The sequence below is a fragment of the Frateuria aurantia DSM 6220 genome, assembly GCF_000242255.2.
Lineage (GTDB): Bacteria > Pseudomonadota > Gammaproteobacteria > Xanthomonadales > Rhodanobacteraceae > Frateuria > Frateuria aurantia.
This window is the reverse complement of record NC_017033.1, coordinates 3,269,135-3,295,011: the sequence shown is the minus strand read 5'-3', so window position 1 is coordinate 3,295,011 and position 25,877 is coordinate 3,269,135. Positions and strand designations below refer to the sequence as shown.

The 25,877-nt window shown below is 64.4% G+C and carries 20 protein-coding genes; 8 read left to right on the top strand and 12 right to left on the bottom strand.

Annotation, left to right across the window (positions count from 1 at the left end; translation table 11 throughout):
- Positions 1-18 precede the first annotated feature (18 nt).
- The 11 genes from FRAAU_RS14960 to FRAAU_RS14910 all read right to left on the bottom strand — a co-directional run bounded on the left by FRAAU_RS14960 (position 19) and on the right by FRAAU_RS14910 (position 14,725).
- Positions 19-963: an alpha/beta fold hydrolase gene (locus FRAAU_RS14960; RefSeq protein ID WP_014404358.1), complete on the bottom strand. Its 945-nt coding sequence runs from the start codon at positions 961-963 to the stop codon at positions 19-21.
- Between the two features lie 164 nt (positions 964-1,127).
- Entirely contained in the window at positions 1,128-2,972 is a 1,845-nt protein-coding gene (locus FRAAU_RS14955) for a M1 family metallopeptidase (RefSeq protein ID WP_014404357.1), read from the bottom strand.
- A 128-nt stretch (positions 2,973-3,100) separates the two neighbouring features.
- Positions 3,101-4,801, bottom strand: coding sequence for an acid phosphatase (gene acpA / locus FRAAU_RS14950; protein WP_014404356.1), 1,701 nt, complete (start codon positions 4,799-4,801; stop codon positions 3,101-3,103).
- A gap of 216 nt (positions 4,802-5,017) precedes the next feature.
- Complete coding sequence (locus FRAAU_RS14945; protein WP_014404355.1) at positions 5,018-6,559, bottom strand: S10 family peptidase; 1,542 nt, start codon at positions 6,557-6,559, stop codon at positions 5,018-5,020.
- Between the two features lie 4 nt (positions 6,560-6,563).
- Positions 6,564-8,096, bottom strand: coding sequence for a S10 family peptidase (locus FRAAU_RS14940; protein ID WP_014404354.1), 1,533 nt, complete (start codon positions 8,094-8,096; stop codon positions 6,564-6,566).
- Positions 8,097-8,199: 103 nt separating this feature from the next.
- Positions 8,200-9,111: a lipid A hydroxylase LpxO gene (gene lpxO, locus FRAAU_RS14935; protein ID WP_014404353.1), complete on the bottom strand. Its 912-nt coding sequence runs from the start codon at positions 9,109-9,111 to the stop codon at positions 8,200-8,202.
- Positions 9,112-9,294: 183 nt separating this feature from the next.
- Entirely contained in the window at positions 9,295-10,080 is a 786-nt protein-coding gene (locus FRAAU_RS14930) for a glutaminyl-peptide cyclotransferase (RefSeq protein ID WP_014404352.1), read from the bottom strand.
- Positions 10,081-10,175: 95 nt separating this feature from the next.
- Entirely contained in the window at positions 10,176-11,552 is a 1,377-nt protein-coding gene (dbpA, locus tag FRAAU_RS14925) for an ATP-dependent RNA helicase DbpA (protein WP_014404351.1), read from the bottom strand.
- 56 nt (positions 11,553-11,608) lie between these two features.
- Positions 11,609-12,919, bottom strand: a complete 1,311-nt coding sequence (locus tag FRAAU_RS14920) for an NAD(P)/FAD-dependent oxidoreductase (RefSeq protein WP_014404350.1) — start codon at positions 12,917-12,919, stop codon at positions 11,609-11,611.
- Positions 12,920-12,989: 70 nt separating this feature from the next.
- Entirely contained in the window at positions 12,990-13,763 is a 774-nt protein-coding gene (locus FRAAU_RS14915; RefSeq protein WP_014404349.1) for an ABC transporter permease, read from the bottom strand.
- Positions 13,760-14,725 carry an ABC transporter ATP-binding protein gene (locus FRAAU_RS14910; RefSeq protein ID WP_245546400.1) on the bottom strand — a complete coding sequence of 322 codons (966 nt, stop codon included), beginning with the start codon at positions 14,723-14,725 and terminating at the stop codon, positions 13,760-13,762. The genes FRAAU_RS14915 and FRAAU_RS14910 overlap by 4 nt, the downstream gene beginning before the upstream one ends.
- 380 nt (positions 14,726-15,105) lie before the next feature.
- On the opposite strand from FRAAU_RS14910, the gene FRAAU_RS14905 reads away from it, so the two are divergent.
- The 7 genes from FRAAU_RS14905 to FRAAU_RS14875 all read left to right on the top strand — a co-directional run bounded on the left by FRAAU_RS14905 (position 15,106) and on the right by FRAAU_RS14875 (position 23,891).
- Positions 15,106-16,530 carry an alpha/beta fold hydrolase gene (locus FRAAU_RS14905; protein WP_245546399.1) on the top strand — a complete coding sequence of 475 codons (1,425 nt, stop codon included), beginning with the start codon at positions 15,106-15,108 and terminating at the stop codon, positions 16,528-16,530.
- Positions 16,527-17,261: an ABC transporter ATP-binding protein gene (locus FRAAU_RS14900; RefSeq protein WP_014404346.1), complete on the top strand. Its 735-nt coding sequence runs from the start codon at positions 16,527-16,529 to the stop codon at positions 17,259-17,261. Before FRAAU_RS14905 ends, FRAAU_RS14900 begins: the two co-directional genes overlap by 4 nt.
- Positions 17,258-18,451, top strand: a complete 1,194-nt coding sequence (locus FRAAU_RS14895; RefSeq protein ID WP_014404345.1) for an ABC transporter permease — start codon at positions 17,258-17,260, stop codon at positions 18,449-18,451. The genes FRAAU_RS14900 and FRAAU_RS14895 overlap by 4 nt, the downstream gene beginning before the upstream one ends.
- Positions 18,452-18,683: 232 nt before the next feature.
- Entirely contained in the window at positions 18,684-19,238 is a 555-nt protein-coding gene (locus tag FRAAU_RS14890) for a fimbrial protein (protein WP_014404344.1), read from the top strand.
- A gap of 67 nt (positions 19,239-19,305) precedes the next feature.
- Positions 19,306-20,049: a fimbrial biogenesis chaperone gene (locus tag FRAAU_RS14885; protein ID WP_014404343.1), complete on the top strand. Its 744-nt coding sequence runs from the start codon at positions 19,306-19,308 to the stop codon at positions 20,047-20,049.
- 72 nt (positions 20,050-20,121) lie between these two features.
- Complete coding sequence (locus FRAAU_RS14880) at positions 20,122-22,875, top strand: fimbria/pilus outer membrane usher protein (RefSeq protein ID WP_156803434.1); 2,754 nt, start codon at positions 20,122-20,124, stop codon at positions 22,873-22,875.
- 2 nt (positions 22,876-22,877) lie between these two features.
- Positions 22,878-23,891 (top strand): fimbrial protein, encoded by a 1,014-nt coding sequence (locus tag FRAAU_RS14875; protein WP_014404341.1) that lies wholly within the window; start codon positions 22,878-22,880, stop codon positions 23,889-23,891.
- Positions 23,892-23,947: 56 nt separating this feature from the next.
- Here the strand turns inward: FRAAU_RS14875 and hemH are convergent, their stop codons facing one another.
- A complete protein-coding gene (gene hemH, locus FRAAU_RS14870) occupies positions 23,948-24,991 on the bottom strand; it encodes a ferrochelatase (RefSeq protein WP_014404340.1) in 1,044 nt (347 codons plus the stop codon).
- A 176-nt stretch (positions 24,992-25,167) separates the two neighbouring features.
- On the opposite strand from hemH, the gene FRAAU_RS14865 reads away from it, so the two are divergent.
- Positions 25,168-25,857 carry a lipid-binding SYLF domain-containing protein gene (locus tag FRAAU_RS14865; RefSeq protein ID WP_014404338.1) on the top strand — a complete coding sequence of 230 codons (690 nt, stop codon included), beginning with the start codon at positions 25,168-25,170 and terminating at the stop codon, positions 25,855-25,857.
- The last annotated feature ends 20 nt before the right edge of the window (positions 25,858-25,877 follow it).

Sequence of the window (25,877 nt, the reverse complement as noted above, 5' to 3'; positions counted from 1 at the left end):
TCGGGCGGCGCCAGAGACTCAGCGCGACATTGCGAAATTGCTCAGGATCTGGCCGACCTCGCGGGTTTTTTCCAGCATCGGCATATGGCCGCAGTCATTGATGGTGGTGGCGCTGATCGAACGGGCATGGGTCAGGCCGTTGCGCAGGCTTTCCAGCGCGGAGTAATCGACGATCTTGTCGTTGCGGCACCACAGGCCCATCACCGGGGTGACGAAGTCGCTCAGACGGTGCTGCAGGGCCAGTGCCTGGGAAGGATCGCTGAGTTCCTTGAAGGTCTTGTCGATAAAGGCGCGATTCTGCTCGTTGCGCCGGACATAGACATCGGCAAAACGCCCGGCGACATGCGGCGGGTGCTGGAAGGCCAGATCCAGGGCTTGATGGAAGCCGTCGCGATCATTGAATACGAAGGGGTTCCTGCCGGCCTCGACCTCGCGGGTGAAGGCGTTCGCGTCGGATTTCAGTCCGATCGAGTCCATCAGCACCAGACCGGCGACATGGTCGGGATGGGCCAGGGTATACAGGCCGGCGATGCCGCCACCCATGGAGTGGCCGACCAGCACCATACCCGGCAGATGGATGGCCTGGACGAAGTTTTCAAGACGCTGGGCTTGCACATCCAGGTCGTAGCTCGCCGCCGGATCACGGGAAGACTCGCCCCAGCCCGGCAGATCCGGAATCACCACGTGAAACCGCTGGGTCAGCTGGGCCGCCAGCGGCAGCCAGATCGTCTTGTCGGCGCCGAAGCCGTGCAACAGCACTACGGTCGGGCCGGTACCGCCTTCGTAGTAGACCCAATTGGTATCACCGGCCAGCACCTGCTTCTTGTTGAGATGGGCCTCGACGGCCTGGCGATAATCATTGGCTTTCAGCAGCAAGCCGGGCGCGAACAGATAGCCGCCGCCGAACACGACCAGAGCCAGCCCGGCAAGCACGCCCAGAAATTTCAGGCGGCGGAGCAGCATGGTTTTCCACAGCGGTCGGCGGGCGCCCGGGCCTGCGGCAGGTGTGATGGAATTGGACATAGATGGATTCAGGTCAGTGGCAGTAGGTTCGGGAGAACAGGATACCGGTCGGCGCCGAAGCGTGTCGCGAAGGGCGCCGACCGTTCAGTTTCGGTCCTGTCGGTTCAGGGCTGGCTGCGCTGCAGCAGGTGTTCGATCGCCTGCTGGGTCAGCGGATGATAGCCGTCACGGTGGCTCTGATAGGCGGCTTCGGCATAGGCCTTGCCTTCCGGGGTGGCCGCAAAGGCCGAATAGATCGGCAGGGTCAGGATCAGGCGGCCGATACGGGTCATCTGTTCGCGGGCCGCCGGCCACACCGCCTTGTCACCGGCGGCGATCGCATGGCTGTACCAGCGCACGCCGATCTCGGCATTCGGCGTACCGGTCAGATGCCAGGCGGCATCCAGAGCCTGCAGCTGCTGCAGCGGGCTGTGTGCCGGCAGGCCATCCAGGAAATACTCCCATTCCTGGGTGTTCCAGCCCTGCGCCTGCAGACCGGTGGCAGTCAGCCGGCCAGCCAGGAATCCGGCACGAGCCTGGTCGATGGCATCGAAGCGCGCCGAATGCGGGATCGGCGCATCCTGGGGGATCCCCGGACCATAGACCCATGCCACGATCTCGGACCACTGCACCCTGCCGGGATGGGCGTTGTACAGATGGACCTTCAGATAGGCCAGCATCTGTTCGGTGGTGATGCTCTGGAAGGCGAAATGGTCGAAATAGCCGCGCAGATAGGCATCGAAGACCTGACGGCCGTAGCGTGCCTCCAGGAAGCGCAGAAACCAGGAGCCCTTGGTATAGGCCAATTCCGACAAGGCATCGTCAGCGGTGACCGGCAGCGGTGGCGGTGCCAGCTTCTGCGCGTTCTGCGGAATCGAGGGCAGCGACTGCTGCAGTTCGCGGATCGCGATCAGATCTTCCTCGTCGGCGAGTGCCTTGCCGTAGACGGCCTCGGTGATCCGCCCCTGGACATAGGTGGTGAAACCCTCGTTCAGCCAGCCGTCGCGCCAAGAGGCATTGGTGACCAGGTTGCCTGACCAGGAATGGGCCAGCTCGTGCGAGATCACGCTGACCAGGTTCTTGTCGCCGACCACGATGGTCGGCGTGGCGAAGGTCATGTTCGGGTTTTCCATCCCGCCGAAGGGGAAGGAGGGAGGCAGTACCAGCAGGTCGTAGCGGCCCCAGCGGTAGGGGCCGTAAAGATGCTCGGCGGTCTCGATCAGCTTTTCGGTGTCTTCGAATTCATGCGCCGCCTTGGCATCCATGCCGGGCTCGGCATAGACCGCGCTGCGCGGCCCGGTGGTCTTCACCGCGATATGGCCGGCCGCGATGGCCAGCAGATAGGACGGAATCGCCCGCGGCTGATCGAACCGGAAGTCACCATTCAGGGGATGGTTTGCATCGTTGATGGCGCTCATCACGACCCGGATCTGGCTGGGGGCATGGATATGGGCGTCGTAGCTGAAGCGCACCACCGGTGAATCCTGCAGCGGCACCCAGGAGCGCGCATGGATGGATTCGGACTGCGAGAACATGAAGGGCTGGCTGTGATCGGCGGTCTGTGCCGGGCTCAGCCACTGCAGTCCGCTGGCGGTGGGGCTGGTGCTGTAGTCGATGCGTATCCTTGCCGGATGCTGCGGCGTCTGGATGGTCAGCTTGCTGCCCAGCTGAGGATCGGCCTTGGCCAGCTGGTAGTTCAGCACGGTGGTCCGGCCATCCTTGCCCACCGCGCTGATCTGGCGGATATGCAGATCGCGGGTATCCAGAACCAGGGTCTTGGCGGCACGGCTGCGCCAGTCCAGATCCAGGGTCGCGTGACCCTTCAAGGTCTTGCCGGAAAAATCCAGATCCAGGTCCAGGTCCAGGTGGCTGACGCGGACCTGGTCGGGCTGGGCGTAGGAATAGGGATCATGCGCCAGTGCCGCCGCGGGCAGCAGGGCGAGGGCACACAGACAGGACAGACGGCGCATGGATCGGCTCCAGAGATCAAACGCCCAGTATGCCATGGGCGACCCGGGACGTGCCCCGGGCTGCCGGGGCGGGGATGGGAGGACGGGGGACATCGCAAGGCGGCGGCCTGGCGGCCGCCGCCGCAGGCTCAGGCCTGGCTGAAATCCAGCAGTTCGGTCAGATCGCCGGGAGCGAAACCGCTGGCCTTGCGCATGGCTTCTTCGCGTTCTGCCAGCGCCGGCAGCTTGTTCAGGCTGAAGCGGCGGGTCAGAAAACGTGCGATCGAGCCGGTGTCATACACCGTGTGTTCGACATGTCCCTTTTTGGCGAAGGGCGATACCACCAGCGCCGGAATCCGCGAGCCCGGGCCCCAGCGGTCGGCCTTGGGGGGCGCGACATGATCCCACCAGCCGCCGTTCTCGTCGACGGTGATGATGATCAGGGTGTCCTGCCAGTGCCGGCTTTTCTGGATCGCATCCACGACATGGGCGATATGGCGGTCACCGGCTTCCACATCCGAGGTGCCGGCATGCATGTTCAGATCGCCCTGCGGTTTGTAATAGCTGACCTGGGGCAGGGTGCCGGCCTCGATATCGGCGATAAAGCGATTGTGCGGCGCGGTGTCGCCGAAGCCGCCGTCGCGCAGGTGCCGCTTGCGGTCCTCGGTACCGGGAGCGAAGCGCTGGAAATAATTGAAGGGCTGGTGATGGGCCTGGAAATTCGGGGTCGGCGGGTAGGTCGAATCATCGCCGTCGCCCTTGCCGTCCAGTGCCAGCTGAAAGCCGCCGCCGTACCAGGCCCAGTCGATGCCCTTTTCCGACAGGGCGTCGCCGATGGTGGCGTGGCTCTGCGGCGGCAGGGTATTGGGGCTGCTGGCATCGGCCAAGGCCGGATTGTGCGGATCGGTGTTGAAACCCGGCGCATAAGGCGGGCCGATGGTGTTGACCGCCCGGAAATCCGGGGTCAGGGTGCTGCGCGAGGCGAACTTGGCATGCCCGTCCATGGCGCTGGCCGGCGAGTCCTCGGCCAGAACCAGCCGGGTCCCGGCCGGGTCATCGCCTTCGACCTGGGCAATGCTGAAGCGGGCAGGGCTCTGGTCGGCCTTGGGATAGAAGGGCGGCTGGGCCGCGACCAGATACTGGTGGTTGAGGAAAGAGCCGCCGAAGGCTCCCATGAACCAGTTGTCGCACAGGGTGTACTGGCGAGCCAGCTGCCACAGCCTGAGGTTGACGCTGCTGTCGGCGTAATAACCCATCACCTGGGCGCCGGTATTGCCCCAGGCCACGAAGCCGTCGTTCTTGCCGCCATTGATCTGCATCTGGTTCTGGTAGAAAAGATGCCACAGATCGCCGGTGACCACGCCATGCGGCAGTGGGCTGCCATCGGGTGCTTTCAGTGCCCAGGGCGCATTGGGCAGACCGGTGAGATCATCCCGGCCGATCTTCCAGCGGCGGTGATTGACCTCCTGCTCATGCGGTACCAGCCCGCCCCAGATCTTGGGCAGGGTCTGGAGCACGCTGCCGTCACGGTCGCGCTGCCGGTAATCTTCGGGCTTCAGCGAGGACAGCGGCTTTTCCACGCCGGGGAAGTTGGCGAACAGATTGTTGAAGCTGCGGTTTTCGGCAAAGATCACCACCACATGTCCGATATGCTTGCGCAGCAAGGCATCGGTCTGGGCCGGCGTCAGCCGGGACGGTGCAGACCCGGCGCTGGCCGGCGCGGCCTGGCCGGCGACGGCGATGGCCGCACCGGCCACCGCCATGCGGCCCAGCAGCTGGCGGCGGGCGGGCTGTTCCGGTGCCTGCGTCTGATCGTCGGCAAGGCGGGTCTTGTCTTCGTGCTCGTTCATGGTCGTCATCGTTCAATGTGAAAACGGTAGAGGCCGACGCAGCCAGCGGCCGCGCCGACGTCGGGGCAGAGCAGATCCTGCCCGCTGGATACTCACAAGCATAGACGCAGAGTGGCGTCGGTGGGATGACAATCCGTTCATTCGGCGCTTCCCTGATCCGGTCCGGAGCGCCAGACCGCGGCCCTGGTCGATGAGGGCGCGGCGGCGATGGACGTGTCAGCCGGCCGGGGCGACAGTGGCCGCGTCGTAGAACCGGGCCAGATCGGCCTTGAGCTGCTTCAGCGAGGGCAGGTCAAGATAAATCATGTGCCCGGAAGGGTAAAAGCCGTAGCTGATGTTCTTGCGCAATGCCGGTGGCAGGCCAAGATGCCCCAGATCGAACTCGGTGGCATAGAACGGCGTGGCCAGGTCGTAATAGCCATTGGCCGAGAAGACCTTCAGCTGCGGGTTGCGGCGCATGGCATCGCCCAGATCGCCGGCCACGTAGGTGGCCTGGGTCCAGCCGCCATGGCCGCGCAGCCAGTTCCAGCCGCGATTGACCACCCCGTAATTGGTCGCCAGATAAGGGCGGTCCTCGCTGAACTTCAGCACCGTCCCCGCATACTGGTTGAACGCGGCCACATACGCCCCGGTGATGGCATCGCTGGCGGCATCGCCGCTGGGCTCCTCGCCGTCGGCATCATATTCGCTGACGCTGAAGCGACCATCCAGACGGCCGACGGTCAGCGCCTGATCGCGCAGCAGCTCGGCCCGGAACCGGCTCGGATCGATGCGCAGGTGGGCTCGCTCGATCCAGGCCGGTGCCAGACCCAGATAGTTGCCCAGCTGGCGGGCGATGCGCTGGCTGTCTGCCGGGCTGAGGGCATCGCCCTGGGCCAGCGCCAAAGTGTAATCGGTGCTGGCGAAGTGGCGGACCTGATCCAGAAAGGTCTTGATGTCGGCCGGTGCGCCCGGTACGCGATGGTGATACCAGGCGATCGCGGCCAGGGTCGGCAGGTTCACGATATAGCCATGGTCGATGCCGGGGGCGGCGACACTGAAGTCCAGAATGGACGACATCAGCACCACGCCGTTCATCTCCATGCCCTGTTCCTGCAGATCCTTGACCAGGACGGCCGAGCGGGTGGTGCCGTAGCTCTCGCCGAACAGGAACTTGGGCGAGTTCCAGCGATGATTCAAGGTCACATAGCGGGTGATGAAGCGCGCAAAGGCCTGGGCATCCTGATCCACACCGTAGACATCCTTGCCCTGGGTCTTGCCGGTCAGTTGCGAGTAGCCGGTGCCCGGGGCGTCGACAAAGACCAGATCGGACTTGTCCAGCAAGGTCTCGGGATTGGCCACGACCCGGTACGGCGGGGGTGGAACCGGCCGGTCACCGTTGTTTTCCACCCGTACCGGCCCGATCGAGCCCATCTGCAGCCACATGCTCGAGGAACCCGGTCCGCCGTTGTAGACAAAGGTGACAGGGCGAGGATGGCGCGAATCGGCCTTGGCGGTATAGGCCACGTAGAAAAAACTGACGCCGGGCTTGTCCTTGCCGTCACCGGTCAGCAGGGTTCCGGCCGTGGTCTTGTAGTGCAGGGTTCGACCATCGACTTTGACTTCATGCTGCGTGACGACTTGCCGGTCGGGCGGCGTGGCCGTCGTCACGGCCGGATCGGCGGGATGGGGCCTGGCGGCGGGCGCTTCGGCAGCGGCCAGGCTGCTGCCGGTCAGGGCCAGGCCGATGGCGACGCGGATCAGGGTATTCGATGGCATGGGCTCAGTCCTTGTGGCTGGCAGAAGGGGCGGCCAGATCGTAGAACTGGCTGAGGTCCTGCTTCAGTCGGGGCAGGACTTCCGTATTGAGATAGATCATGTGGCCCGAGGGGTAGTAGCGGAACTGCACGTTGTCCCGCAGGGACGGCGCCAGGTTCATGTGGGCCAGATCGTATTCGGTAATGAAAAAAGGCGTGGCCATATCGTAGTAGCCATTCAGCGACAGCACGCGCAGACCCGGATGGGTACGGATGGCATGGGCCAGATCGCCGGCCACGTAGGCCGTCTGCAGCGGGCGGCGACTGCCGGCGGCGCGATGGCGCCAGTCCCACTGGCGAATCGCGTCACTGGATCCGGTCACATAGGGCTCGGGACGCGAGTACTTCAGCTGCTCGCCGAGGTACTGCTGGAAGGCGCTGGTGAAGGCGCCGCTGATGGCCGTGTCGGAGGCATCATAGTCCGGGGACTCGCCGGCATCGTCTTCGTCGATGCCCTCGAACCGGCTGTCGAAGCGGCCGACGGTATGGCCCTCGTCACGCAGCAGCTCCTTGCGGAAACGGCTCAGGTCGATGCGCAGGTTCGCGCGTTTGACGAAATCCACAGACAGTCCGGTATAAGCGGCCAATTGCCTGGCGATCCGGTCGAACTCGGCTGTCGGCAGATTCTGGCCCTGGGCCAGCGCGGCGGCATAGGGGCCGGCGGCCCAGCGGCGGACTTCAGCCAGATAGGTCGGCAGGTCGGCCGGCGGCTGCGCCAGCTTGTGGTGATACCAGGCGGTGGCCGCATAACTGGGCAGATAGCCGACATATATCTCGTCGTAGCCGGGCATGCGGATGGCGTAGTTCAGGATCGAGGACATCAGGACCACGCCGTTGAGGCTCATGCCTCCCTCCTGCAGGGCATCGGCCAGGGCCGCCGAGCGGGTGGTGCCGTAGCTCTCGCCGAACAGGAATTTGGGCGAGTTCCAGCGATGATTGAGGGTCACATAGCGGGTAATGGCCCGGGCAAAGGCCGAGACATCCTGATCCACACCCCAGAAATCCTTGCCGGTGGCCTTGCCCAGTGGTCTGGAATAGCCGGTACCGACGGCATCGATAAAGACCAGATCGGACTTGTCCAGCAAGGACTGCGGATTGTCGATCAGCTTGTAGGGGGCAGGGCCGGTCGCTTGCGGGCTGGCGGTCAGCACGCGCTCGGGACCGATGGATCCCATGGCCAGCCAGAAGCTGGCCGCACCCGGGCCTCCGTTGTACAAGAAGGTGACCGGCCGCTGTCCGGCCGGGGCGTCGGGCCGGGTATAGGCGATATAGAACACCTGGGCCTGGGGCTGATTGGCCGCATCCCTGATCAGCAGCGTGCCGGCGGTGGCCTGATAGGCGATCCGCCGGCCATGCAGCGTGATCGCATGGCGCGTGACCGAGGTGCGTTCAAGGTCGGTCTGCGGGTTGGTCGGGGCCGGCGTGGCGGCCTTGCCGAAACCGGTGAAGCCGGCCAGACCCAGTGTCATGGCCAGCAGGAAAACATGATTGCAACGCATGGACAGCCCCGTCAAAGGTGTGGATTTCCCCTTTGCCGAGTATGCGTCGATGCGATCGTCCGCAGACCGTGGCAGAAGTCATGGCCCGGTCGGCGGAGGGCGGTCAGATCCAGATCACCAGCAGAGCCAGCAGGATCAGGGCGGCGTACTTCAGCCCGTAGTACAGGCGGATGTTGTGGGCACGCAGTGCCTTGGAGCGCAAGCGCAGGACATAGAAATGGCCGAACAGCTTGTTGACCCCGCCTGTCTTGTCGCCCTCCATGTTCGGCGAGGCGCCGGCGGCCAGCAGATGTTTGGCGACGAAGCGGTTGAAGGCGGTGGCCCAGCGGTACTTCATCGGGCGTTCCACATCGCAGAACAGGATCACCCGGTCATGATCGGTCCTGTTTTCGGCGAAGTGGACAAAGGTTTCATCGAACATCGTCCATTCGCCATCGCGCCAGCTGTACTTCTGGCCATCGACCGAAATAAAGCAGGCATCGTCGTTGGGCGTGTCCAGGCCCAGATGCAGCCGGATCGATCCGGCGAAGGGATCACGGTGCCGGCGCAGTTCGCTGCCTGGAGGCAGCTCGGCAAACATGGCTGCCTTGACCGAGGGAATCTTGCGCAGCAGTTCGGTGGTCACCGGGCACAGGGTCGCGGCCGAGGGATGAGCCTCGTCGTACCATTTCAGATAGAAACGCTTCCAGCCACGGCGAAAGAAAGAGTTGAAGCCGGCATCATTGTAGGAGTCCGAAGCCTTGATCTGCTGCTTCTCGCGCAGGTCGATGGCTTCCTGGCGGATTTCGCGCCAGTTCCGGCGCAGTGCCTCAAGTTCGGGGAAGTACTGTTCAGGAACCAGAAACGGTGTGGTGGGAACCTTGGAACACAAGTACATGACCACGTTGATCGGGGCCATGAACGAGGAATGATCGAGCACCTGACGCCCGAAGCCATAACGGACCCGGCCACGCAGGTGAATATACAGGACGCTGAGAAACAGCAGCCCGACGATGGTCCATTTGATATACGCCATAGATCGAATCAGTATCCGGACACGATCGGGCATTCTCCCATGTTACGCCCGGATCTGTGTGAAACCCGGCGTGCGGGCTTGGCCAACTGTTAAGGACGTCACGTTTTTCCGGCCCATGCCGGAGCGCATGGCCGATGCCGCGGCGGAGCCGGGCGCTGTCTGCGGGCCGTCGGGGCTTCGGACTCAATGCCCGGCGGAGGCAGGCAGCAACTTGATTTCGTAAAGATAGGGCCAGCACTTGCCGGTCACGAACAGGCGGTCATGCTCGGCATCCCAGGCGATGCCGTTCAGCACGTCGTCGGTGGGGTTGGCCAAGGGCGTGGAGGCCGGCAGCAAGTTGCCGAAATCGATATCGGCGGTGACATGGCCCGTCCGCGGATCGATTACCACGATATGCCGGGTCAGCCAGACATTGGCATAGATCCGGCCCTTGACCCACTCCAGCTCGTTGAGCCGCGGTACCGGCCGGCCGTTTTCCGTCACGCTCAGCGAGCCGGTCTGCTGCAGGCTCTGCGGGTCCAGCAGGCGCAGGGTCGAGCTGCCGTCGCTCATGATCAGCTGATGGTCGTCGTGAGTCAGGCCCCAGCCTTCGCCCCGGTAGTGGAAACTGCCGGTGCGTCGCAGGCTGGCCAGGTCGTAGCTGAAGCCGACTTCGGTACGCCAGGTCAGCTGGATGAGCCGCGAGCCCCAGTTGACGATGCCCTCGCCGAAATACTCCGGATCCAGGCTGATCTGCTGCAGTACCTTGCCGCTTTCCAGATCCAGCTTGCGGATGAAGGATGCGCCATTCATGCCCGTGCTTTCGTACAAGGCGCCATGGGCGTAGAACAGGCCCTCGGTGAAGGCCTCGCGGCTGTGCGGATAAATGTGTACCACCTTGTAGCCGGGGTGGGCCACGACCTCGGCGGCCGGTGCGGACAGCGGGCACAGGGTGGCGATGAGCAGCAGCAGGCAGGCAATCGGGCGCATGGGCAGAGATGTGCTTGAAGGGGAAGTGTCCGGCGCGGATACGCCAGTCCGGGATCCTGCGCCAGCGATCCGGCGCAGGCAAGCCGCGGTGTCGGTCAGTCCAGGCGGCGAACCCGGAAATTGCGGCCTTTGATGCGACCTTTGCGCAGCCGCTCCTGGGCGGCTTCGAAGTGGGCGCGGGCAATCGCCACATAGGCGCGGGTGGCATAGACATCGATCTTGCCCACCGCGGCGGCGGGCAGCCCGGCATCACCGGTCAGGGCGCCCATGATATCGCCGGGGCGCAGCTTGTCCTGTTTGCCGGCATCAATGACCAGGGTCCGCATCGGAGCCGGCTTCGGCGGCTTGCCGCCGCGGTTGCGCGAAGGAGCGGGGCGGCAGGGCGGCAGCGGGCCCAGCACCTCGGCGAAGCTCGCCAGCCGGCCCAGCTCGCGCGAGGTGACCAGGCTGATCGCCAGACCATGCTGGCCGGCTCGTCCGGTACGACCGATCCGGTGGGTATGGGTCTGGGGATCATGGGCCAGGTCATGGCTGATCACCAGCGGCAGGCTGTCGATGTCCAGACCACGTGCGGCAACATCGGTGGCGACCAGGATGGCGCAGCTGCGATTGGCAAAGCGGACCAGCACTTCGTCACGGTCGCGCTGTTCCATTTCGCCATGCAGGGCCAGCGCGGAGAAGCCGGCCTTGATCAGGGCGTCGGCCACTTCCTCGGAGCCGCGGCGGGTATTGGAGAAAATCAGGGCGGAATCGACCAGCTGCAGGCTCATCAGGGTCGCGACCAGCTCGTTCTTGCGCGCCGGTTCGACCTCGTAGAACTGCTGCTCGATCACGGTCGAGGGCACCTCGGTATCCACCGTGATTTCCGCCGGATCCTGCTGCAGCCGTCGGCTGGCGGCGCGGATTTCGTCGGGATAGGTAGCCGAGAACAGCCAGGTGCGATGCAGCTTGCCGATCCGCCCGGCAATGTCGTTGATGGCTTCCTCGAAGCCCATGTCCAGCATGCGGTCCGCCTCGTCCAGCACCAGGGTGGTCACTCCGCCGCCATGCAGGCTGCCACGCTTGAGATGTTCCTGGATCCGGCCCGGCGTGCCGACCACGATATGCGGATCATGGCTGAGCGAGGCCAGCTGCGGTCCCAGCGGCATGCCGCCGCACAAGGTCAGGATCTTCACGTTGGGAATCGCGGCGGCCAGCTTGCGCAGCGACTTGGCGACCTGGTCGGCCAGTTCGCGGGTGGGGCACAGCACCAGCCCCTGCAGGCGGATGGTATCGACCTCCAGCTGCTGCAGCAGGCCCAGGCCGAAGGCAGCGGTCTTGCCGCCGCCGGTGCGGGCCTGGGCGATCAGGTCGCGGCCGTCCAGCATGGCCGGCAGGCTGGCGGTCTGGACGGGGGTCATGCTGGCATAGCCAAGGTTTTCGACGCTGGCCAGCAGGGCGGGGCGCAGCGGTAAGGAGTCGAATCGGGTCATGCCGGGGATGATCGCATGGGGCGGGGGCAATGTCCCGCCCGCAGCCCTGGCCGACTTCAGTCCAGCCTGACCTTGGGCTGGCTCAGCCGGTTGATGCGATCGGCGATTATTCTCAGCCCGGTTCGCCACCAGCCGTACAGGTCGACCTGGAAGCGGCGATACAGGAACAGATGCCCGAGCTGGGCGAAGCGCCCCTTGATGAAGCCGCGCTTGAAAAAGCCGTAGTTGCCCAGCACCCCGAAGGCGTTGTAGTCGCTGAGCGAGACGATCTTGCCCATGTCGTGGTATTCGAACGGGGGCGAGGCCTGACCGGCCAGGCGCCGTGGCAAGGCTTCGGCCAGATATTTTGCCTGCTGGTTGGCGACTTGCGCGGTGGTCGGCAAGGGCATGGTCTCGCCCGGAAAGGTCAGGGCCGCGCAATCGCCGATGGCATAGATGCGGTCGTCACGGCGGGTCTGCAGCTGGGTGTTGATCACCAGCCGGCCGTTGCGCATGCTTTCCAGCCCGTCGATGCCGTGCAGAAATTCAGGTGCCTTGACGCCGGCGGCCCAGACCTTGATCCGCGCGGGCAGCTGCCGGCCGTCCTTGAGGCTGACGCCTTCGGCATCGACGCTGGCGACCTGGGCGCCGGTCATCACTTCCACGCCGACCTTGGCCAACTGCTCCGTAGCCTGCTGCACGACATTGTCGGGGAAACCGGCCAGGATATGGTCCTGCATCTCGATCAGATACAGCTTGAAGTGCGCATGGGCATCGGGGACCCCGTAACCGTCGATCAGCTCCAGCATGTGACTGACCTCGGCGGCCAGCTGCACTCCGGTGGCACCGCCGCCGATGATGGCCAGGCCGCCGGTTTCACTTGAATGGATCGCGCGCAGCAGTTCCAGCCGCAGCTTGCTGTTGAAGACGCGGGCCTCGCGGCGACCTTCGATGAAGTCGCAATGAGCCTGCACACCGGGGGTTCCGAAGTCATTGGCGCGGCTGCCCACGGCAAGCACCAGATAGTCATAACCGACTTCACGCTCGGGCAGGCTGACCTGACCGTTGATGTCGGTGACCGGGGCCAGGGTGATCCGCCGCGAGGTGCGGTCCAGTGCCGTCATACGTCCGGGCATGAAGTGGAAATGCCGGTTGGCGGCCTGGGCCAGATAAGCGGTCTGCTGGATGCCTGCATCGTAGGTACCGGCGGCCACGGTGTGCAGCATCGGCTTCCAGACATAGGCCGCGTCCATGTCGGCAAGAATGATTTCAGCGCGGCCGGGGCGGCCCAGGTCGCGTCCCAGCTGGGTGGCCAGGGCCAGACCGCCCGCGCCACCGCCGACGATGACGATGCGGGGCACGGTCGAAGATGTGGAGGTGGCTTGCATGAGTCAGTATTCGCCGGGTTCAGGACTGGGCAAACCAGTCTATCCCGGCGCATGCATGTCCCGACGCGGCTTATGACCGCAGGCCGACACCCTTGGACAGCAGTCGCAGGCCGACCGCGCCAAGGCCCAGCACGAACAGGGCCATGACCACGAAGGCGGTACCCAGGCCGACATCGCTGACACCCAGCACGCCGTAACGGAAGGCATTCACCATGTACAGGATCGGATTCACCATCGAGATGTCGCGCCAGGGCTGCGGCAGCAGATCCACCGAGTAGAACACGCCGCCCAGATAGGTCAGCGGGGTCAGCACGAAGGTGGGCACCAGGGCGATGTCGTCGAACTTCTTGGCATAGACGGCATTCACGAATCCGGCCAGCGAGAACACCGTGGCGCCCATCAGCACGGCGGCCAGGGTGATCAGCGGATGGACGATATGCAAATGGGTGAAGAACAGGGCGATCAGCAGCACCAGGATGCCGACGATCAGGCCGCGCAGCACCGAGCCGGCGACATAGCCGCCCAGAATGACCCAGTTCGGCATCGGCGAGACCAGCATTTCCTCGACGTAGCGACCGAATTTGGCGCCGAAGAACGAGCTGGAGATATTGCCGTAGCTGTTGGTGATGATACTCATCATCACCAGGCCCGGCACGATGTACTGCATGTAGCTGAAACCGTGCATGGTGCCGATCCGGCTGCCGATCAGGCGGCCGAAGATCACGAAATACAGGGTCATGGTAATGACCGGCGGTATCAGGGTCTGGGTCCAGATCCGCAGGATCCGCATCACTTCGCGGCGGACGATCGTGCCCAGCGCGATCAGGTTGGATGAGCTGCTCATGCCGAAGCCTCCTGTTGCCGGGTATCGGCATGACGGCCGCGCTCGACCAGTTGCACGAACAGTTCTTCCAGACGGTTGCTCTTGTTGCGCATCGAGGTGATCGTGATTCCGCAGGTCGACAAGGCCGCAAACAGGCTGTTCAGATCGTGGCTCTTGGCCATTTCCGCTTCCAGGGTGCTGGCATCCACCCGCCGCAGACGGATGCCGGGGATGTCGGGCAGAGCGGCCGGCAGGGTGCTGGCCGCCACGTCGAGCACGAAGGTTTCACCCTCCAGCCGGGCCAGCAGGGATTTCATGTCCGTGTTCTCGACGATCCGGCCATGATCGATGATGGCGATATTGCGGCACAGCTGCTCGGCCTCTTCCAGATAGTGGGTAGTGAGAATGACCGTGGTGCCGGCGGCATTGATGCCGCTGACAAACTGCCACATGCTGCGACGGATCTCGATATCCACGCCGGCCGTGGGTTCGTCGAGGATCAGCAGCTTGGGTTCGTTCATCATCGCCCGGGCGATCATCAGCCTGCGCTTCATGCCACCCGACAAGGTACGGGCCTGCAGATGCGCCTTGTCCCACAGGCGAAGCTCTTTCAGATACCGTTCGGCGCGTTCGGCGGCCTTGGCGCGCGGAACGCCATAGAAGCCGGCCTGATTGACGCAGATGTCGAAAGGTTTCTCGAAAACATTGAAATTGATTTCCTGCGGAACCAGTCCGACCAGTCGCATGGCGGCGCTGCGTTGTTCATGCAGCGACACGCCAAAGATGCGGGCATCACCGCCGCTGGCATTGACCAGCGAGGACAGAATGCCGATCAGGGTCGATTTGCCGGCGCCGTTGGGGCCGAGCAGGGCGAAGAAATCGCCGGGCTGGACGGTGAGACTGACGCCTTTCAGCGCCTCCACGCCATTGCTGTAGATCTTGCGAAGAGCGTTGACTTCCAGGGCAGGAACGGTATCGCGCATGATGTCGGCCATTGGAACAAGTCTTTGATTATAGCAGCCAGCCGGCCATCTTGATGCAGGCCTCGAGCAGGACAGGCGGGTGGAGATGCAGCCGGTTCGCGACCATGGCGCCTGGCAAGGGTGGATGTATGGGGAGATCACCGCTTGACTCCAGTCAATCTGTATTGTTGTATTGATACACAAATACTTTGCGCGCATCCAAGGCCGGATGCCGTATGCATGCCTGAGGGGGCTGAGGGATGGTGATGCGGAAACGATGGGCGCGGATCTGGCGGGTTGCGGGAGTCTGTGTACTGCTGGGGGCTGCCCTTCATGCATGGCGCGAGCCTGCCGCGCCATCGCCGCCTGCGGCGGGGCCGGCGAGATCGACGACGGACCCGGTGCCCGCCGCGCCCGCCCATTGGCGGCTGGGGCGGGTTGATCTGCATGCCTGCACGCTGCCGGCCCCCGCGGGTGGCGGCAGTCCCGCGGCCTGGTGCGGGCAATGGCCGGTGGCGGAAAATCCGGCGCATCCGGAGGCGCGCACGATCCGGCTGCGCCTGGCCGTGATCCGTTCCGACGCCCAGACTCCGGCCGCCGATATGGTGACGGTGCTGGCCGGAGGCCCGGGGCAGGCCGCGACCGAAGCCTGGTCGCAGCTGGCAGCTGGCCTGCGGGGGCTGACCGCGCATCGCAATGTGCTGCTGCTGGACCAGCGCGGTACCGGCGGTTCGAATCCGCTGACGTGTCACGATGATCAGAGCCGGTCCGATTCCATCACGCAAGACGACGCAGCGCTGATCAGGGCTGAGGCAAGCCAGTGCGCCGAACGCCTGTCACGGAAGGCCGATCTGCGGATGTATACCACCACGCTGGCGATCGGGGATCTGGAGCAGGTGCGACAGGCGCTGGGCGCACCTCGGCTTGACCTGATCGGCATTTCCTATGGCACGCGTGTCGCGCAGCAATATGCAGGAAGCTACCCGGCAGCCGTGCGCAGCATCGTGCTGGACAGCGTGGTCCCCAATGCATTGGCGCTGGGACAGGATCACGCGGCCAATCTGGACGCGGCGCTGCAGGCCCAGGCGCGGCGCTGCGAATCCGAGCCGGGCTGTAGGCGGCGCTTCGGTGACCCCTATGCTGAATTGCGCCAATTGCAGCGGCAATTGCAGGCGCATCCACAGACACTGAACCTGCATGACCCTCAACGGTACACCGTGGGACAGGCGAGTCTGAGTGCCGATACGCTGGCCATCGTGGCGCGGATGTTCGCTTACTCGCCTCTGACCATGGCGGTGCTGCCGTTGTCGGTGGATGCGGCGATCCATGGCAACGCCGAACCGTTGACGGCGCAGGCCCGATTGCTGCAGGGGCGTCTGAGCGACTCGATGAGCTCGGGGATGGGCTATGCGGTCAGCTGCAGCGAGGATGCCGACCTGCTGCATACCCGTTCCGCCGATCAGCATACCTTGCTTGGCAATCGATTCGTGAGCACCCTGCAGGCGATCTGCTCGGTGTGGCCCAAGGGCGACCGCCCCCCTGGATTCCATCGTGATTTTCGCAGCGCGGCGCCGGTCCTGCTGTTGTCAGGTGAATTTGATCCTGTCACTCCGCCACGGTACGCCCGCCAAGTGGCTTCCGGTCTGCCGCATGCGCGGCTGCTGGTGCTGAAAGGGCAGGCCCACAACGTCATCCTTGCTGGCTGCACGCCGCGCCTGGTAGCGCACTTCATCGCGCAGGCCGACGTCGCGGCTTTCGACGACAGTTGCCTGCAGGGCATGCAGGCCCCGCCGTTCTTCACTGATTTCAACGGAGCCGCTCCATGATCGAGGTCCAGCAGTTGCGCAAGTCGTTCGCCGAGGTCGAAGCCGTCCGCGATGTGAGCTTCCGTGCCGAGGATGGCCAGATCACCGGCCTGCTAGGACCCAACGGGGCGGGCAAGACCACCACGCTGCGGATGCTCTACACCTTGATGCGGCCAGACCACGGCACGATACGTATCGACGGCCTTGATGCCGTGGCCGAGCCACTGGCGGCAAGGCGGCGGCTTGGTGTGCTGCCCGATGCGCACGGTCTGTACAAGCGGATGACGGCACGCGAGAACATCGACTATTTTGCCCGCCTGCAGGGTCTGGCACCGGAGCCGGCTCGCCGCCGCGGGCAGCAGCTGATCGACGAACTGGGCATGACCGAATTCGCTGATCGGCGCAGCGAAGGCTACTCGCAGGGGCAGCGCATCAAGACGGCGATCGCCCGGGCCCTGGTGCATGATCCGGCCAATGTCCTGCTGGATGAGCCCACCAACGGACTGGACGTGATGGCTACGCGCGCCTTGCGCCGCTTTGTTCTGTCGTTGCGCGAGCAGGGCCGGTGCGTATTGCTGTCCAGCCATGTGATGCAGGAAATCGCCGCGGTCTGCGACCGGGTGGTGGTGATCGCCGCAGGCCGGGTGATCGCGATCGACAGTCCGGAAGGGCTGCGGGAACGCACCGGTGAAGCCAGCCTGGAAGATGCTTTTGTCCGACTCATCGGAAGTGGCGAGGGTCTGGCCGCATGAACATCCATTTCGCAAAGTCGCCCCTTCTGACGATCTGGTGGAAAGAGGTCAGGGAAAACCTGCGTGATCGTCGGGCGGTGCTCAATGCCCTGGTCATCGGTCCACTGCTGACGCCGCTTCTGCTGCTGGTGCTGATCCAGGTGCTGGTGCAGCGCGAAAGCCGGCAGTCGGACCGGCCCGTCACCATTCCGGTTGTCGGTGCGCAATACGCTCCGGCGCTGATCGGGTTTCTTGCCGAGGGCGGTATCCGGGCAGGTTCCGCCATCGCCGACCCGGAACAGGCCGTGGTGGATCGGGATCAGGACGTGGTCCTGCGGATCTCGCCGCAGTGGTCAGCCCAGATCGCGCGCGGCGAGCCGGCCGGGATCCAGCTGATTCATGATTCCTCGCGCAGCGACGCGCAGGCAACGGTGGATCGCGTCAGCAAACGCCTGCAGGCCTGGTCGGCCCAGCAGGCGGCGCTGCGTCTGCTGGCGCGTGGCATGGATCCAGCCATTGCCAGTCCACTGGCCATCTCGGATCGTGACCAGTCGACCTCGCGCAGCCGTGCCGGTCTGATGTTCTCGATGCTGCCTTATCTTTTGATACTGACGGTGCAGATGGGAGGCATGTATCTGGCGATCGACCTGACCGCTGGCGAGCGGGAGCGGCAGTCGCTGGAACCGCTGCTTGTCAATCCGGTGGCGCGCTGGAAAATTCTGCTGGCCAAGCTGGCCGCGACCTCCAGTTTCGCCTTTGCCAGCCTGGTGCTGAGCGTACTGGCATTCGGTCTGGTCGGATATGGTCTGCCTTCCGCAAAACTGGGCTTTGAACTGCACCTGGGGCTGCGCTTCATGTTCACCGCCTGGTGGATGATGCTGCCGTTGACCGTTTTCCTGGCCGGTTTGCAGATCATGGTGGCGGGGTTCGCCAAAAGCTATCGCGAAGCCCAGACCTATCTGGGGCTGCTGTCCCTGGTGCCGGCCTTGCCCAGCCTGTTCCTGAGCCTGTTGCCGTTCAAGGCCAGCGCATGGATGTATGCCGTTCCGGTGCTGTCACAGAACCTTGGCATCGTCGAACTGCTGCGATCAGGGCAGGTGGCATGGCTGCCGCTGGGCCTGTGTTTTGCCGGCACCAGTCTGCTGGCGGTGCTGGTGGTGATCATCGCGATCCGGGTTTTCGATAGCGAACGGATGGCCATTTCCAGCTGAAAGCACACCGGCCGATGTGTGCATGAGTCGTGAAAATAGAGGTCAGTAATGTGATTGATATCACTATTGACATTCATTGCGTGATTCATGACACTCGATTCGCGACAAGCCGTCGGCTCCGCTCCGGGGCGCGGGTGGGTCGCGCCACGCTGATCCAGCCAAGGCACACGGAAGCTGCCAACGGCCTGTCGGGATACGGTTGGTCCGTATATTTCATGTCAAGGAGGATAAAGTGAAAACATTGACTCTGGCCGCCACTGCGGTCGCTGCATTCGGGCTTTCGGCCCTGTCCACGCCCAGCCGCGCTGCGGATGGACTGATCAACTTCAATGGCCAGATCACGGCCCAGACCTGCGATATCAGCGGCAATGGCGGAGGGGTCGACTTCACGGTCACCCTGCCTACCGTCTCCCAGCAGACTTTGTCGGCGGCGGGGCAGTGGGCCGGGCGAACGCCCTTCAACATCGCGCTCAGCAATTGCTCGCCGGCGACCGGCAATGTGGCCGTCTATTTTGAACCGGGGAGTACCGTCGACCTGCGCACCGGCCAGCTGTTGAACGACACGGGTGACGGTCAGGCCACCAATGTCGAGCTGCAGTTGCTGAATCAGGACACCACGGCCATCACCCTGGGGGCTGCCGATCTGGCGGCGACCAACTCCAAATCGGTGGCCCTCGAGGATGGTGCCGCCACCCTGAACTACTATGTGCAGTACGTGGCCGTGAACGGTGCTTCCACCGATGGTCTGGTGGCCAGTCGGATCAATTACACCATCGCTTACGAGTAAGCGGTTCGCAGGCGGACCGGAGCTTTCCGGTCCGCCTTCCGTCGGGGCTGTTCCAGGGATATCCATCATGAATGCCGGCCAGTGCGTGGCACGGTGTCTGGCGGTTCTTGCCTTGATCGCGGGTCGGAACGCCAGCGCTGATGTGGTCATCAACAGTACGCGTGTCATCTATCCCGCCGAGGCGAAAGAGGTGACCATCAAATTGGACAATCGCGGCCAGACGCCATCGTTGATCCAGGCTTGGCTGGACGCAGGCGATGCCCGGCAGAGTCCGGAGCAGGCCCGGACGCCCTTCGTGATCACGCCGCCGATTTCTCGGATCGAGCCGCATCGCGGCATGAGTCTGCGTCTGATGTTCGCCGGGGCACCGCTGGTGCAGCAGCGGGAGTCGGTGTTCTGGCTGAACGTGCTGGAAGTCCCGCCGATGCCGGCGAAGGGTTCGGGGCGCAACTATCTGCAGCTGGCGATCCGCTCGCGGATCAAGGTGTTTTACCGGCCGGAAAAACTGCCGGGTCGGGCACTGCTGGCCTACCGGCAATTGCAGTGGACACTGCACAAGGATGACGCGGGACGCATCCAGCTGGAGTGCAGCAATCCATCGCCTTACTTCGTCTCCTTCAGCACGGTCGCGGCCGCCGTGCCTGCCACGACGGTTTCATGGCGCAGCCGGCACGGCGGGATGGTCGCCCCCGGTGGCACGCAGCGCTTCGAACTGGAGGGGACCGCGGCATCGCTGCCCACGCATGGAGATATCCGTTTCACCACCATCAATGATTACGGAGGCAGTGACGAGCACATCGGTCACTTCTGAGTAGTGATCGGCATGGTCTTGCATCGCAAGGACGCGATGTGGCTGTTCATTCTGCGAAAAGGATTTCAGCTGATGAGGAGTGATGCCCCCGAGCTGCGCGTTGCTTTGTGCCGTCCGGCGGATACGGATTCCGGATGTCTTCAAGCGGCGGGGCGGCGAGCCGCCCTGGCGGTCCTGCTGGCGGCGGTGTCGCCGGCCGTGGTTGCCTGGCCGTCGGCGGCCCTGGATCCGACGGCATCGGCGGCAGCTCCTGCCCCGACCGACGCCAGTTTCAACAGTGCTTTTCTGGCCGGACGCGCAAAGGGCCTGGACCTTGGCCGTTATGCACACGGCAATCCGGTGGACCCGGGGAGCTACAGCGTGGATATCCATGTGAATGGCGACTGGATCGGTCGCCGCAGCATCCGCTTCGTGGCGGTACCGGCCAGCATGACGGCCTGGCCTTGCTTCACCTCCGGGCAGCTGGATGAGCTGGGTATCAAGCCCGCCGCCGTGGCGGGCATGAAAGCGTCGGCCGACAGCCGCTGCCGCTTGTTGCCGGAGTGGGTCGATCAGGCGAACGCCCGCTACGATAGCAGCGAAATGCGGCTGGATCTGTCCGTGCCGCAAGTGGCCCTGCAGCGCCAGGCACGCGGTTATGTCGAACCCCAATATTGGTCGCACGGGATTGTGGCGGGGTTTCTCAATTATTCGGTGAATGTCTATCAGTATCGGATGGAGGGTCGAAGCATGGACTTTCATCCCGATCCGCAAGTGCCGCCGGGCGCTCTGGATCCGGTGACCGGGCGGCCGCTCGAGGACGGCAGGAGATATCGCCGCCCGACGGGTATCGAGCAGACTTCGGCCTATGCCGGGCTGGATGGCGGCTTCAACCTCGGTGCCTGGCAGTTCCGGCACACTTCGGCCTTCAACTGGCAGTCCGGCTATGGCGGACGCTGGCAGAATATCGCCAGCTATGCCCAGTATTACTGGCCGTCCGCGCGAACCCAGTTGTTGCTGGGCGATGCCTATACCAACGGCGAGCTGTTCGATGCCATCGCCTATCGCGGAGTACAGGCCCGCACCGACGACCGGATGTTTCCGGACTCCCTGCGCGGCTATGCACCGATCGTGCGCGGTGTGGCAACCAGCAATGCACGGGTGGAAGTGCGCCAGAATGGTTATGTGATCTACCAGATCACGGTGGCGCCGGGACCGTTCGAGATCCGCGACCTGTACCCGACCGGTTATGGTGGCGACCTGCAGGTGCGGATTACCGAGGCGGACGGGTCGCAGCGACAGTTTTCGGTGCCCTATGCGTCGGTGGCACAGTCGCTGCGACCGGGCATCAGTCGGTACAGCGCGATGATGGGCAAGGTGCGCGAGCAGAGCCTGCATTTCCGGCCGATGATGATGCAGGGCACGTTCCAGCGCGGCATCAGCAACAGCCTGACCGGCTATGCCGGCGCCCTGGCCAGCTCCGGATATGTGTCGGCGCTGGCCGGGGCGGCGGTGATGACACGTGCCGGTGCCTTCTCGCTGGATGTGACCGGGGCCAGTCTGCGGCTGCCCGGGTACGGAAGTCGCAACGGGCAGAGCTTCAAGTTCGGTTTCAGCAAGTTTGTCCAGCCCACCGGGACCCAGTTCGCCTTGGCCGCCTACCGGTATTCCACCTCCGGCTTCATGGGCTTGCGCGACTATCTTTATGCGCGCGACCAGATCGCGGCAGACCCCGTCGGACGATATGCCATCCAGCGGCAACGCAGCCGCTTCGAGCTGACGCTGAACCAGTCGCTGGGATCGGGTGGCGGGTCGATCTACGCGACGGGATCGACTCTGGATTACTGGGGCGACGGTCGCCGGGCCAGTCAGTACCAGCTGGGCTACAACAATGTGTGGCGGCGCCTGCGCCTCAACTACAACCTGTCGGCATCGCGTCTGCGCGACCTGGCCGGGCGTTCGGAGATTCAGTATTTCCTGACCCTGTCGCTGCCGCTGGGCTATGGCAGCCACGCCCCTCAGCTCAACAGCGCGATCACCCGCAGCGATCGCGGCCATACCCAGGAGCAGCTGGGCGTGACCGGCTCGCTTGGCATCGACAACAATCTCAACTACGGACTGACCATGCAGCACGACTCTCGTGACGGCGGCGGCACCGAAGGCAGTGCCAATGTCCAGTACCGCAGTCCTTATTCACAGCTCAGCGGCAGCTATGGCCAGGGCGGCAGCTACCGGCAGGCGTCGCTGGGCGCGGTCGGCTCGGTGGTGGTGCATGGCGGCGGCCTGAGCTTCAGTCCGCAAACCGGCGACACCATGGCCATTGTTCATGCAGCCGGTGCCCGCGGCGCCCGGGTCTCGAATTATTCGGGCTTGCGCATCGATCGCTGGGGCCATGCCGTGATTCCCTATCTGATTCCCTATCGGCAGAACACCGTGCAGATTGATCCGCAGGGACTTTCCACCGATATCGAGCTGGATGACACCAGCCAGCAGGTCGCGCCGTATGCCGGTGCGATCGTGAAACTGGACTTCCAAACCCGCCAGGGCCGGGCCGTGCTGATCGACAGCCGGGCACCGGACGGCTCGCCGCTGCCGTTTGCCGCGCCGGTCTTCGATGCCGCCGGGCATCAGGTCGGCCTCGTCGGGCAGGCCAGCCAGTTGTACGTGCGCTCGATGCCGGATCAGGGCCGGCTGCAGGTGCAATGGGGCGAGCAGCCGTCCGAACGCTGCGAGATCCATTATCAGTTGCCGCCGCGCAAGGCGGCCGGAGCCGCGTATTACCAGACCATCCGGCAGGCTTGCACGGCCATGGCCGCTGCCGTCGATCTGCCCGCAGGGAGGAAATAGGCATGAGCGAGCATCCCGCCGTTTCACGCCGGCTGGCAGGCCGGTATCCGGGCTGGCTGATGCTGGTGGCCGTCTTGTTGTGGGGACATGGCCTGCACGCGGCCTGCAGCATTCCTGCGACGTGGCAGGAGCGGATCGTGAACCTGAATATCGGTCGGGTCATCACCTATCCGTCGATCGCCGTCGGTGGCGAGCTGGCGATCCGTTCCTTCGACATCAACAACAACAATACCTATGCGATCTGCAATTCCACCGCGCCCACCGACTTCATCGGGGCCTTGAGCATGGGGCAGCAAGCGGTGCCAGGCATGGATCACGTCTATGCCACCAACCTCGCTGGCGTGGGGCTGCGGATGGCCCTGGTTTCCAATGCCGGAGCCATCAACTGGTATCCGTTCACCCTGCAGGCGAATCGCAATGCGTTCTACAGCTTCCGCGGCTGGCGGCTGCGGGTGGAACTGGTCAAGACCGCGGCGGATATCGCGACCGGGGATCTGACGCCAGGCATTTATTCGACCTACTACAACACGGCCTCGGGGCCCGGGCGACGGATCATGTCGGCTCGCATTATCAGTGGCGGGGTCAGCATCGTGGCGCCGTCCTGCACGGTCGATCCCGGCTCGAAGACTATCGCGGTGGATTTCGGCAGTGTGCCGGCCGGCGCTTTTCATGGGGTCGGCAGCACGGCGGCGGAACGTGAGTTCACGATACGTTTGAATTGCAATCGCAGCGTCGACACCGTCGATGTGCGTCTTGATGCCAGCACCGATCCCGGCCAGGCACCGGGCGTGTTGCAGTTGTCACCGACGACGCCGGTCGCCGCCGGCATCGGCATCCAGTTGCTGGACGGACGCAGCGATACCCCGGTCAGCTTCGGCGGTGACGGCCTGGAGCTGGGTACCGCCACCGATGGCAGCATGAGTCTGCCGCTGAAAGCGCGGTACTACCAGACCGGAACCCCGATCAGGGCCGGCCCGGGCAATGGTACCGCAACCTTCACCCTGCAGTATCAATAGATGCCACCGGGATGGCGGGGCGGTCGACCGGGGCCGTCAGTATCTGGCGGTGGCGCTCAGGCCGGCTGCCACTGCCGGGTATGGCGCTCGACCAGATCGGCCAACTGCCCGACCTGGGCCGGTGCGTCATTGAGGGCAGGGATGTAGCGCAGATCGCCGCCGCCGGACTCGATGAACAGCTCGCGGTTCTGCATCGCGATCTCCTCAAGCGTCTCCAGACAGTCCACCGCGAAGCCCGGGCAGGCTACATCCAGCTTGCCGATCCGCTCGGCACCCAGGCGGCGCACGGTTTCATCGGTATAAGGATGCAGCCACCGCTCGCGCCCGACCCGTGACTGGAAGCTGACCGTCATCGCCGTCTCCTCCAGACCCAGGCGCCGGCGCAACAGCTCCGCGGTCGTCAGGCACTGCTGCTGGTAGGGATCGCCGGCCCGGACATAGCGCTCGGGAATGCCATGGAAGGACAGCAGCAGGTGGTCGCCGCGGCCATGGTCTTGCCACCAGTTCTCGATCGAGCCGGCGAGGGCCTCGATATGCGCCGGATCGGCATGGTAGTCGTTGATGGTGCACAATGCGGGCGGATATCGCATCCGCTTGACCGCATCGGCGACGGCATCGATGACCGAGCCGGTCGAGGTGGCCGAGTATTGCGGATAAAGGGGGAGCACCAGCAGTCGGTTCACGCCCTGGGCCTGCAGCTGATGGATGGCATCGGCTACCGCCGGGCGACCATAGCGCATGGCCAGCGCCACCCGCGGAGGGTGGGGCAGGCGTTGCTCCAGCTCCTGCTGCAGGGCCAGGCTCAGGCGCTCGCTGCCGACCCGCAGCGGCGAGCCTTCCGGGGTCCAGATCTTGGCATAAGCGTGCGCCGAGCGGCGGGGCCGGATGCGCAGGATCACCCCGTGCAGCACCAGCCACCACAACCAGCGCGGCGCTTCGATGACGCGGCGATCACCCAGGAACTCGGCAAGATAAGGACGGACCGCCTTGGCGGTGGGCGTCTCCGGTGTCCCCAGGTTGACCAGCAGCACGCCAGTCTGAACCGCGGTCGACGGCGCATCCGCCGCCATCTGGTGATATCTGCTGTAATAGTCGCCCATGACTCGAAGGATACCTGATTGATGTACGACAGACGGCATGATGCCCGGTACATGGACCAGGACATCCTCGTGACCCTTGTGATCAAGCATCGGCATGTCAGAAGCATGGAATGGCGCATGGTCCGGACTGGATCGGACTGTGTGGCCTCCCCACCCGTCGCCATGGAGTTGTCACGATGAAGAATCGCCGAGTATACCGGCTTGTCCTGCTTGCAGCCGCCGTTTTCAGTCTGTCGCTGCCCGTACTGGCCGATGTCAGCCCCGGCCAGCAGGCCAGTGATGCGGTACGCGTCATGCGTGAAATCATGGCCACGCCGGACAAGTCGATCCCGACCGACCTGCTGCGCGAGGCGCGGGCGGTGGCGGTGATTCCCGATGTCCTGAAGGTGGGCCTGATCTTCGGAGGCCGCCGCGGCGAGGGCCTGATCTCGGTCAAGCAGGCTGACGGCTCCTGGTCCTATCCCAGTTACGTGGTGATTGCAGGCGGCAGCTTCGGTCTGCAGATCGGGGTCTCCAAGACCGATCTGGTTCTGGTGTTCCGCACCCAGCGCGGGGTGGACTCTCTGGTGAGTGGCAAATTCACCATCGGTGCCGATGCCTCGGCGGCGGCGGGCCCGGTCGGGCGTTCGGCCGGTGCGGCCACCGATGGCGGCCTGAATGCGGAGATCTATTCCTATTCCCGTGCCAGGGGTCTGTTTGCCGGCATCGCGCTGGATGGTGCCGTGCTGAAGCCCGACTATGCCGCCAATGCCGCCATTTATGGCGAAGGCGTCACCCCGCGGCGGATCTTCGAAGGCGGTGTGGGTCAGGTGCCGGTCGCCGTCACCGAGTTCAGGGACCGCCTGAAAGCATACACGCAGCCTTGATTAGCGGTATCCTGTAGATT